Raw genomic sequence first — 10,282 nt, 5'->3', positions numbered from 1 at the left:
CGAACCTGGGCTTCCAGAAAGTCCCGCTCTTCGACGCTTAAAACAATTTCATCCGCTACCCGGCCCGCCATATCATTCTCCAAATCGCTTGGACCAATGATACGAATTACAGTTCCAGGTGACTAGCCCATGGTGCGCAGTTCATGCCCCAGAAGTGTCGTTCGGAGCTATCGACGATTCATTCCGCCACGCCATCACCAAGATTTCACACCTTCATTTCGCTGCCACACGCGACTATGCGGAGCGCATCCTGCAAATGGGCGAGGAGCCGTGGCGGGTTCATGTCAGTGGTGCACCGAGTCTGGACAATCTGCGACACGCCAGTCTGCCCGATCGCGCTGAACTGGAGCGGCGGTTCGGCCTCAACCTCAACCACCCGCCGCTGCTGGTCACGTTCCACCCGGTCACGCGCCAGGCTGATGATGTCGGCAGACAGATCAGGGTGCTTCTGGATGCGTTGCGGCAGGTCGACGTTCCAGTGGTTATCACCGCGCCGAATGCCGATGTTGGCGGCGATGTCATCCGCGCGGAGCTTGGCCAGTTCATCGCTGAACGCCCATTGGCTGCGCTGGTCGAAAATTTCGGCTCGCTCAATTACCTGGCCATGCTACGCGAAAGCGCGGCGATGGTCGGCAATTCCTCTTCCGGCCTGCTCGAAACGCCAGCACAATGGGCCAAAGTCTATGTCAAACTGGATCAGGTCAAGGGATCAACGTCAAAGCCACCGCCGCGACGCAGGGTTGACCGCAAGAAAGACAGAAGACCAGTCGCTGAAGTCCTTCATCGCAGGACACGACAACCCGTGCTTGCCAAAAAGGCTTAGATCAGCGGTATATAGAGGTCTCCAATTGGACGCCTCGAAATATCTCTCTGTTTCCGCCAATTTCTGATTCAATCTGTTCGATCATCGGTCTACACGACCGAGAAATGAGACACCTCGCTATGACGACATATTTGCATGGAATGCAAATCGCTCTCTGGTCAGGCGATTATACGCAAACGACCGGGCAGGCCTTGGTAACTGCTCGGGTGGTGCGCTACCAGCCATCAATAAAATGGCGCGAGTATGTCTATCATGGAGTGGCCTTGCGCAGTGTGGCCAGTTGGGCCCGCGCGGTTTGTCGCTTGTGGTGGGATATTGCATTTGGTCGCGTTAAGTCCCTTTACCTCGTCTGCTCTCGTTCCAATGGTGGTTTTCTGCGGGATGCGCCTGCCTTGCTGGCCGCTTGGGCCGGTGTCAGAATCGTGGTGCACGCACATGGTTCGGATATCGTAGAGCTACTTTCGGATCGAAGGATATCCCCCCTCGCCAAAGCGCTCTACGCTCATTGTGAAATTATCGTGCCTTCAACGCACCTGCTGGAACCGCTACGTGGGGTGACGGCTGCGCCTATCCATCTTTGTGAGAACTATTTTGCTGGCGATTCCACGAATGGAGCCGGCAATCCTGAATCCAACACGCTTACCGTCCTTTGGAATTCGAATTTGATGGCGAGCAAGGGTTTCTTCGATCTTGTGGAAGCAGTCCGTCAGATTCATGCTGAGGGACTTGCGATCCGTCTTATATCCGTCGGTCAATCACTTGCCGATGAGGAGATGTCGGTATCGGAAGCCGCTCGGCGCCTTGATGTGCTTTCAACCGAGGAATGGTTCGACTACCGTGGCAATGTTCTGCCGACTGTTGTTGTAGCACTCATCGAGGAGGCCGATGTCATCAGCCTTCCATCCCGCTACTCCAGCGAATGCCAGCCATTGGCTGTCATTCAGGCGATGTGCGCCGGCAAGGCGATTGTTGTCTCCGACATACCAGCCTTGCGGGCTACACTACGTGATTATCCAGGCCACTTTGTTCCGGTGCGCTCCGTGGCCGCAATTGCAGACGCTTTGCGCAACCTATATCGCCGGAAACAGTCGGCCCCCGCCGCTTTCGCATCCAGTCTAGAGGATGCCGCAGCAGCCGCTCGAGATCGGTTTTCAGTGAGGCGTTTCGATCGCCAAATGGCCGCAATCCTGCGGCCCGGTGCAAAAGACGGGCCAACGTGACAGATGCTGCCTGCGCTTTAGCGTGTCGCGATCTTCAGAGAAGCTGGACACCTTCTGTGGTTGCCGCCCGTAATGCAAGAGGAATTTTTCCGGCTTGGGAATGATCGAGCGCGCGCTTCTGTCAGGCCTGTTGATGCGACATTCCCGCTGGCCGGTATGGTGTGCGCAGGATCAGGTCCAAATTTGCAAAGCGAGCTTTGATGCTCAGGGCTGACTGGTTTTCCTGATACAGATCTATTCAATCATTTTGCCCACACGCTATGGGCGTTTCCCGGGGTTCCCCGCCATAGAAAGGCAAAACCATTATCTACATCCGCTACCCGGTAATGTAGTCGCCCTTGCGGCGGGTTCGTGCCAAAACCGACCCTGGCGGTAGTTTTATCAACCGCCAGAGCTTCATGCCAGTTCGAGCTGTCTGGGCTGACCTCGACATGAAAATCGTCATCGTCTGCCAATCCCATTTCAGCACGGCCAGACCAGCCAGTCTGGAACAGAAGTGCCCCTGTGTCATCAACCGTAAGCGGCCGGTTTATGCCGCAGCGACGCTTGGGGTAGTTTCGGCTGGGCGCCAGTTCCAGGGCAGTAGTTCATCGAGCGCATTGATCTTATGATCGTTGATGCAGCCGAGAATTTCGGCGAGGTAAGCCTGCGGGTTGAGGTCGTGGAGTTTGGCCGTTTCGATGATGGTCATCGCATCGGCGAGCGTTTCTCCGCCAGCGTCCGAGCCCACGAATAGAAAGTTTTTTCTTCCAAGAACAATTGGTCTGATTGCCCGCTCGGCAGGATTGTTGTCGATCGCTACACGCCCGTCCTCAAGAAACAGGGTGAAGGATGGCCAGCGCTTGAGGGCATAGCGGAAGGCCTTGGCCACATCGCTTTTGCCCGAGATACGGTCGAGCTGCTCCTCGGCGAAGCGCCTGAAGGCCGCGGCGACCGGTTTGCTATCTGCCTGCCGGACAGCCAGGCGCTCCTGGGCCGAACATCCGATGATGCGCCGCTCGATGTCGTAGAGCACGCCGATACGATTGATGGCTTCAAACGCAATGGGGGATTTGCTCGACGTCCATTCGTCGTGGAAGTCGCGCCGCAGATGCGCCCAGCACGCGGCCTCCCGGATCTGCTGTTCCCCGGTCATGGGGTCGGGCTTGTAGAGTGCCCCGAACCCTGAATAGGCATCGGCCTGCAGGATTCCGGAGAACCCGGCCAGATGGGTCTGGGGATGCTCACCCCTGCGATCGGGGGGGAACAGATAGGCGATGGCCGGTGGGTCATCGCCTGCAAAGGGTGTGTCGTCCCGGACATAGACCCATATGCGGCCCTGCTTGACCGCGCGTTTGGCGCCGCCAGAAGCAATCGCCACCTTTGGATCGAGTACCCGGATTGGGGTATCGTCAGCATGGAGGCGATCGGCGGCAAAGACATGGTCGCGAATGCGCGCCACCAATGGCTTGAGCACGCCAACCGCCTGGCCGCACCAGTCGATCAATGTCGAACGTGGGATATCGGCGCCCATGCGCTCAAAGATCTCGCCCTGGCGATAGAGGGGAAGATGATCGTCGTACTTGCTGACCAGGATGTGAGCGAGCAACCCCGGGCCTGCCATGCCGCGGGCCACAGGGCGGGTTGGTGCCGGGGTCTGCACCATGGCTTCGCATTTGCGGCAGGACTTTTTAGGCCGGGCAATCTCGATCTTCTTGAGTTGTGCGGCAACCAGATCGAGGATCGCGGAAACGTCCTCACTCACAAGGCGCAGTTCGCCGCCGCAATCGGGGCATTCTGAACCGGGATCGAGGGTGCGGCGCTCGGTGAGAACATGTTCGCTCAGAGCCGGCTTGCCGCGCCGACGGGGAGCAGAGGCGTTTTGTGGCGGTGCAACGGCGTCGTCCTCATCAGCACTCGTGTCGATCGCGGCCCTCGCGACCTCCAGCCCCTCAAGGGCCAGCTCGAGTTGCTCGATATTGCGCGCCACTTTCTCGGAGGAGGCACCGAACTTCTGCTTTTTAAGCCGCACGATCTGAACCCGAAGGGCATCGACGAGCGCTTCATAAGCGCGGTTGGATCGGGAGAGCTCCTGGATCTGACTGGCCTGTGCAGCGATGATCGCACGCAACGCGTCAAGCTCGTCGGACTGGTGTTCGGCAGGGCTCGTCATGATGCGAAAACCCTAGCAGAATCGGGTGCTTCGCACCAGAATTATTGCGCAAAAACAGTAAGATAAAGCGCCCGGAAACGATCAGGAAAATCGTTGTGGCGGCGCACCCCAACTGGGCCGGCGCCAATCAATCCCCTCCCAGAGCATGGCCAGTTGCGCTGAGGTCAAACGCGCTGTCCCATCGGCTGGAGAGGGCCAGGGAAAGCGACCCTTCTCGAGAATCTTATAATAGAGGCAAAACCCCTGGCCATCAAAATAGAGAATCTTGATCCGGTCACCGCGCCGGCCACGAAACGCAAAGACCGATCCACTGGCCGGCTTGTGTCGCAACTGGTCCTGGACAATCGCGGCAAGGCCGGCGATCCCCTTCCTCATGTCCGTGACGCCGCAGGCCAGATAGACCCGCACACCCGTTCCCGGCCCAATCATGCTGCTTGAGCAATCCGGATCAGCCGGACCCACTGTGCATCGCTCATCGACGTCCGGCCCCGAATGCTGCGGCCATTGGAAAGGACCACTTCCACCTGCTCGACCAAACCAGAATGATCAGTATCGGATGTCGGATCCTCGGCGATCTCGACCGGCACCAGCATCGGATCACGATGGCTCACCAGCCCTTTGCGGCGCATCTCGCGGCGCCACTGGTAGATATGCTGACGGGTGATATCGTGCCGGCGTGCGATACTGGCGACGGTCTCGCCGTCCACACCGACTTGACCCAGAACCGAAAGCTTCTCGTCGTCAGACCAGCGCCGCCGACGCTCAACCCCCGTCATCACCTCATAGCGCATGAAATCTCCGTCGCTTGCGTTGCTGACGTCAATAACGACGCCAATAACGACGGTCATTACACGCTGGAACGCACCAAGCGGAAGGCGGCCAAACTCGGCCGGTTACCATCAACCGCCGCCTTGTTGATCTTCAGCTGGTGGCTGGCTCCCTCATGCGACAGTAAGTTGCGGAGGCATTGACTACCAGCCGACTGGAGGCATCTGCGGTGGCGTTTACACCGAGCAAGGCAAGATCCTGAAGGGCATGATAGCTTCAGATGCGGTGTTCCAGTTCGTCCCGTCGAACCACATCATGATCCGTTCGCCAATGACCGCAGCGCGCCAACCCGCCCGAGGTGCAAGAAAGGTTCATGCCCCGTCCTGCCGGGCCGCCACCAGGCCGTCCTGTCCAAAGGCCGGTGGCTCCCGTTGCTACTATATGGCGGTCGCCCTCGGTCGGCTCAGCCGGCGGTTCAGTCTGATCGCGATCAAGGACAGCGAGTCGAACCATGGCGTCAAGTGGGCGGATCGCTTCATTATGCGTTACATGTTTGTGCGTCTGGGACGGCATGATATAGGGCGATGAGAGGTCGGGTGTATCCTCTAAGACGAATTCTCCTTTCACAAGTCATATTGACTGACTATAGTCCAGCCGCATGTGGCGTGGATAAATCGAAAGCCACCCATTTCTAGGGACACGACAATCCGGTTCATGAAATTCACGATAATCACGGCCGTATACAATCGCGCAGCAACGGTTGGTCAGGCAGTTACCAGCGTTCGTACACAGACTTGGCAGAACATCGAGCATCTGATCATCGACGGCGCATCCACGGATGGCACGCTTACTGCACTCGAAGCGGCAAGACATTCACACATGCGGCTGATCTCCGAGCCGGACAACGGCATCTACGACGCGCTCAACAAGGGAGTGGCACTTGCCTCGGGCGATGTCATCGGGCTGATGCATTCCGATGATTTCTTTGCTAACGATCAAGTGCTGGAGAAAGTGGCAACTGCATTCGAAATGTCCGGTGTGCTGGCTGCCTATGGCGATCTCGACTATGTTTCGGCAACGGATGAAGATCGCATTATCCGTCGCTGGCGTTCCGGTGCCTACAGCCCCAAAAAATTGCGCCGTGGGTGGATGCCCCCCCATCCAGCGCTATTTTTGAAACGGGAAGTATTTGAACGCCAAGGCGCATATGATACCAGCTTCAAAATCGCGGCAGATTATGATGCAATCCTGCGCTGGTTCAGCCGAGAGAACCTGCGCCCCGCCTATATTCCCGAAGTTCTCGTCAAGATGCGATTGGGTGGCGAAAGCAACCATTCACTGTCAAAAATACTCCGTAAGAGTGGAGAAGACTATCGGGCGCTCAAAACGAATGGCGTCGGTGGGGCCAGAGCACTCGCCTGGAAGAATCTAAGCAAAATCGTACAGTTCGTAGCAAAAGGATAGGCTGAGACGATGTCCTCACAGAGCAAGCGCGCCCTCATCACCGGAATCACTGGGCAGGATGGCTCTTATCTAGCAGAGTTCCTGCTCCAGAAAGGCTATGAGGTGCACGGGATCAAACGTCGGACCTCTTCGTTCAACACACAGCGCATTGATCATATCTATCAAGATCCTCACGCACCGGATCCACGACTGACCCTTCATTACGGCGACCTGACCGACACCTCCAACCTGACGCGCATCCTGCGTGAGATTGAGCCGGATGAAGTTTACAATCTTGGTGCGCAGAGCCACGTCGCGGTCAGTTTCGAGGCGCCCGAATATACGGCCGATGTCGACGCCATTGGTGCGTTGCGACTGTTGGAAGCAATCCACTTTCTCGGCCTGGAGAAAAAGACCCGTTTTTATCAGGCTTCCTCTTCAGAACTGTACGGCTTGGTGCAGGAAACACCGCAACGTGAGACTACGCCTTTTTATCCTCGCTCACCCTATGCGGTCGCCAAGCTCTATGCGTATTGGATCACCGTCAATTATCGTGAATCTTACGGGCTTTACGCTTGCAACGGCATATTGTTCAACCATGAAAGCCCGCGCCGGGGCGAAACTTTCGTGACACGTAAGATTACACGCGGCATGGCCAATATCGCCCACGGATTGGAGACTTGTCTCTATATGGGCAATATCGATGCCTTGCGCGATTGGGGCCACGCGAAAGATTATGTCCGCATGCAGTGGATGATGCTCCAGCAAGAAAAGGCGGATGATTTTGTAATTGCAACAGGACGTCAATATTCTGTACGCGAATTCATCCGCTGGACAGCAGAGGAGATCGGCATCACCCTGTCGTTCGAAGGCAGCGGCGTCGAGGAACGCGGCATAGTCGAGGCGGTTACCTCAGAAAATGCACCTGCGGTAAAGCCCGGCGATGTGGTCGTCAGAATTGACCCACGCTATTTCCGCCCGGCAGAGGTCGAGACGCTTCTCGGCGACCCGACCAAGGCGCGGGAGAAACTCGGCTGGGAACCTCAGATTACCGCTCAGGAAATGTGTGCAGAAATGGTGGCAGAGGATTTGGAAACCGCACGCCGTCATGCCTTTCTCAAATCACATGGCTTTGAGGCACCAATTTCGGTGGAAAACTGACGCACCACGATTCACCCCTTTTAATGAATGGTCACCATTTGATTGAGGATCAGAACTCGTTCTGATGCCCAACTTTCGATAGGCCCCAACTTCGATAGGGACGGAAAACTCATCATGATTAATTCCTCCATCAAAAAACCTGCCGAAAAAGGCCCCTTGAAATACTTCGTTGCCGGCCATCGTGGCATGGTCGGGTCGGCAATCTCGCGACGGCTTTTGCCGCGCGAAAACGTCGAACTGGTGACGCGCACATATGCCGAACTCGATCTGACCGACCAAGCTGCGGTTCGGAGTTTCATGGAGGCAGAACGACCTGATGCAGTCATTCTGGCCGCTGCGAAAGTTGGAGGCATCCACGCAAACAATACCTATCCGGCAGAGTTCATCTACGAGAACCTGATGATCCAGAATAATGTGATCCATCAGGCATTCAAAGCTGGTGTCCAGCGTCTGCTCTTCCTCGGCTCCTCCTGCATCTATCCACGTGCTGCCCCACAGCCGATGGGCGAGGATTCGCTGCTGACTGGCGTACTTGAACCCACCAATGAACCTTATGCCGTGGCCAAAATCGCCGGCATCAAGCTGTGCGAGAGTTATAACAGACAGTACGGCGTCGATTATCGTTCGGTGATGCCAACCAATCTGTTCGGGCCGGGAGACAATTTTCACCCGGAAAACTCACATGTGTTGCCGGCACTGCTTCGCCGCTTCGACGAAGCTGCACGCACTGGTGACGCCGAAGTTGTGGTATGGGGGTCTGGTAAACCACGCCGCGAGTTTCTCTATGTGGATGATATGGCCGAAGCAGCTCTCTTTGTCCTTGATCTCGACAAGGCCACCTATCAACACGAGACCCTGCCCATGCTCAGCCATATCAATATCGGCTCAGGGGTCGATGTCTCCATTCGTGAACTGGCCGAAATAATCGCCGAGATCACCAACTATAAGGGGCGAATCCGGTTTGATGCGAGCAAACCCGAAGGGACCCCGCGCAAACTGATGGATGTGAGCCGACTCGAACGCATGGGCTGGAAGGCAAAGATCGATCTGCGCCAGGGGATCAAGGACACCTATCGCTGGTTCCTTGATCAGGATGGAACAGCTATCCGTTCAGCCTGAACCATCTCATTTTTTCAGACATTTCCTTGGGGGATGTGTAATTGATCACACCCGTTCTTTTATGTGGCGGCTCGGGCACGCGGCTTTGGCCCTTGTCGCGCAAATCCTATCCCAAGCAGTTCGTGCCGCTTTTAGGGGAAGCAAGCCTGTTCGAGGCGTCTGCGCGGCGTCTATCGGGCCCTGGCTATGCGGCCCCATTGGTTCTGACGAATGATGCCTTTCGTTTCATCATTATCGAACAACTCACCAAACTGGAGATCGCACCCCAGGGCATCCTGATCGAGCCTGAGGGTCGCAATACCGCGCCAGCGATCCTTGCAGCAGCATTATGGCTCGAAAAGATTTCGTCCGACAGTCTGATGCTGATCGCGCCATCCGATCATGTGGTGCCTGATGCTTCAGCCTTTCGAAAGTCCGTCGAAATCGGTCGGGTCGAGGCCGAGGCCGGAAAGATCGTGACTTTCGGGATTGCGCCCCAATACCCCGAAACCGGTTATGGCTATCTCGAACTGGCTCAGGTGCCTGACGAGACGGCCAAGGCTATCGATCTTGTGCGGTTTGTTGAAAAACCTGACGCTGCGAGGGCTACCGAAATGGCCGAAAGCGGCAGGCATTTATGGAACGCTGGGATTTTTCTAGCCTCAACCAAGACGCTTATCAAGGCGTTCAAGGAGCATGCACCCGACCTAATTGTGTCGGTTGATAGGGCGGTTTCCCAAGCCCAAGAAGATCTAACCTTCACCCGGTTGGCACTTAGTCCCTGGGCTGAGGTTCGGAATGTTTCGATCGACTATGCCGTGATGGAAAAATCTGACAACCTAGTTGTCGTCCCCTTTTCAGCCGGCTGGTCTGACCTTGGGGGGTGGGATGCCGTCTTGCGCGAGATGGGACCCGATGAAACAGGAGTAGCGCTATCGGGGAATGCAACTGCGCTTGAGTGCACCGATACGCTGTTGCGCTCAGAAGACGAACGCGTCGAGCTTGTCGGTATCGGACTTAAAAATATCATTGCAGTTGCAACGCCGGACGCAGTGCTGGTGGCGGACGCATCGCGCGCCCAGGATGTCAAAAAGGCCGTTGATGCGTTAAAGGCAAAAGGGGCAAGACAGGCCGAGGCCTTCCCGCGCGATAATCGCCCTTGGGGTTGGTACGAAACGCTGGCGCTCTCGAATCGCTTTCAGGTCAAGCGTATCGTGGTCAAACCTGGCGGGTGTTTAAGCCTTCAATCACACCATCACCGCTCCGAGCACTGGATCGTTGTCGAGGGAACCGCAAAGGTAACGATCGGCGATGAGACAAAGCTCGTGACCGAAAACCAGTCAGTCTATATCCCTTTGGGCGCCAAGCATCGGCTGGAAAATCCAGGTAAACTGCCCATGACGCTGATTGAGGTCCAGACTGGGCCATATTTGGGAGAAGACGACATCATTCGCTATGAGGATGTTTACGCCCGCAAATAGAAATTGTTTCTAGTCACCTGGAACTGTAATTCGTATCATTGGTCCAAGCGATTTGGAGAATGATATGGCGGGCCGGGTAGCGGATGAAATTGTTTTAAGCGTCGAAGAGCGGGACTTTCTGGAAGCCCAGGTTCGA

10 protein-coding genes are annotated in these 10,282 nt (G+C 56.3%); 6 read left to right on the top strand and 4 right to left on the bottom strand.

Annotated features, from left to right (window positions below):
- Nucleotides 1-154: 154 nt before the first annotated feature.
- Together DQG18_RS15680 and DQG18_RS15675 are read left to right on the top strand one after the other, a co-directional pair.
- Complete coding sequence (locus DQG18_RS15680) at nt 155-823, top strand: UDP-N-acetylglucosamine 2-epimerase (RefSeq protein WP_157970213.1); 669 nt, start codon at nt 155-157, stop codon at nt 821-823.
- A 119-nt stretch (nt 824-942) separates the two neighbouring features.
- On the top strand, nt 943-2,043 hold the full coding sequence (locus DQG18_RS15675; RefSeq protein ID WP_157970212.1) for a glycosyltransferase family 4 protein: 1,101 nt from the start codon (nt 943-945) through the stop codon (nt 2,041-2,043).
- A gap of 529 nt (nt 2,044-2,572) precedes the next feature.
- Here DQG18_RS15675 and tnpC read toward each other — a convergent pair.
- The 4 genes from tnpC to DQG18_RS16780 form a co-directional block, all read right to left on the bottom strand.
- A complete protein-coding gene (gene tnpC, locus DQG18_RS15670) occupies nt 2,573-4,195 on the bottom strand; it encodes an IS66 family transposase (protein WP_116655188.1) in 1,623 nt (540 codons plus the stop codon).
- Between the two features lie 81 nt (nt 4,196-4,276).
- Nucleotides 4,277-4,603, bottom strand: a complete 327-nt coding sequence (gene tnpB / locus DQG18_RS15665) for an IS66 family insertion sequence element accessory protein TnpB (RefSeq protein ID WP_425454231.1) — start codon at nt 4,601-4,603, stop codon at nt 4,277-4,279.
- Between the two features lie 17 nt (nt 4,604-4,620).
- Nucleotides 4,621-5,043: a transposase gene (locus tag DQG18_RS15660; protein WP_198669807.1), complete on the bottom strand. Its 423-nt coding sequence runs from the start codon at nt 5,041-5,043 to the stop codon at nt 4,621-4,623.
- A gap of 196 nt (nt 5,044-5,239) precedes the next feature.
- Nucleotides 5,240-5,536: a DUF2793 domain-containing protein gene (locus tag DQG18_RS16780; protein ID WP_116655191.1), complete on the bottom strand. Its 297-nt coding sequence runs from the start codon at nt 5,534-5,536 to the stop codon at nt 5,240-5,242.
- A gap of 141 nt (nt 5,537-5,677) precedes the next feature.
- Here DQG18_RS16780 and DQG18_RS15645 point away from each other — a divergent pair, with 141 nt between their 5' ends.
- From DQG18_RS15645 to DQG18_RS15630, 4 genes are all read left to right on the top strand, one after another.
- Nucleotides 5,678-6,427, top strand: coding sequence for a glycosyltransferase family 2 protein (locus tag DQG18_RS15645; protein WP_116655185.1), 750 nt, complete (start codon nt 5,678-5,680; stop codon nt 6,425-6,427).
- Nucleotides 6,428-6,436: 9 nt separating this feature from the next.
- A complete protein-coding gene (gene gmd / locus DQG18_RS15640) occupies nt 6,437-7,567 on the top strand; it encodes a GDP-mannose 4,6-dehydratase (protein ID WP_116655184.1) in 1,131 nt (376 codons plus the stop codon).
- A 114-nt stretch (nt 7,568-7,681) separates the two neighbouring features.
- Nucleotides 7,682-8,686 carry a GDP-L-fucose synthase gene (gene fcl, locus DQG18_RS15635; RefSeq protein ID WP_116655183.1) on the top strand — a complete coding sequence of 335 codons (1,005 nt, stop codon included), beginning with the start codon at nt 7,682-7,684 and terminating at the stop codon, nt 8,684-8,686.
- A 41-nt stretch (nt 8,687-8,727) separates the two neighbouring features.
- A complete protein-coding gene (locus DQG18_RS15630) occupies nt 8,728-10,146 on the top strand; it encodes a mannose-1-phosphate guanylyltransferase/mannose-6-phosphate isomerase (RefSeq protein WP_116655182.1) in 1,419 nt (472 codons plus the stop codon).
- Nucleotides 10,147-10,282 lie beyond the last annotated feature (136 nt).

It is taken from the genome of Pelagibacterium sediminicola (assembly GCF_003390885.1).
Lineage (GTDB): Bacteria > Pseudomonadota > Alphaproteobacteria > Rhizobiales > Devosiaceae > Pelagibacterium > Pelagibacterium sediminicola.
The sequence above is the reverse complement of the archived record's forward strand: the minus strand, read 5'-3'. Positions and strand labels throughout refer to the sequence as shown.

Excerpts from the sequence above, each read along its gene's own strand:
- fcl (WP_116655183.1), top strand. The coding sequence starts at position 7,682 with ATGATTAATTCCTCCATCAAAAAACCTGCCGAAAAAGGCCCCTTGAAA.
- gmd (WP_116655184.1), top strand. The coding sequence starts at position 6,437 with ATGTCCTCACAGAGCAAGCGCGCCCTCATCACCGGAATCACTGGGCAG.
- tnpC (WP_116655188.1), bottom strand. The coding sequence starts at position 4,195 with ATGACGAGCCCTGCCGAACACCAGTCCGACGAGCTTGACGCGTTGCGT.
- DQG18_RS15675 (WP_157970212.1), top strand. The coding sequence starts at position 943 with ATGACGACATATTTGCATGGAATGCAAATCGCTCTCTGGTCAGGCGAT.
- DQG18_RS16780 (WP_116655191.1), bottom strand. The coding sequence starts at position 5,536 with ATGCCGTCCCAGACGCACAAACATGTAACGCATAATGAAGCGATCCGC.
- DQG18_RS15645 (WP_116655185.1), top strand. The coding sequence starts at position 5,678 with ATGAAATTCACGATAATCACGGCCGTATACAATCGCGCAGCAACGGTT.
- DQG18_RS15660 (WP_198669807.1), bottom strand. The coding sequence starts at position 5,043 with ATGACCGTCGTTATTGGCGTCGTTATTGACGTCAGCAACGCAAGCGAC.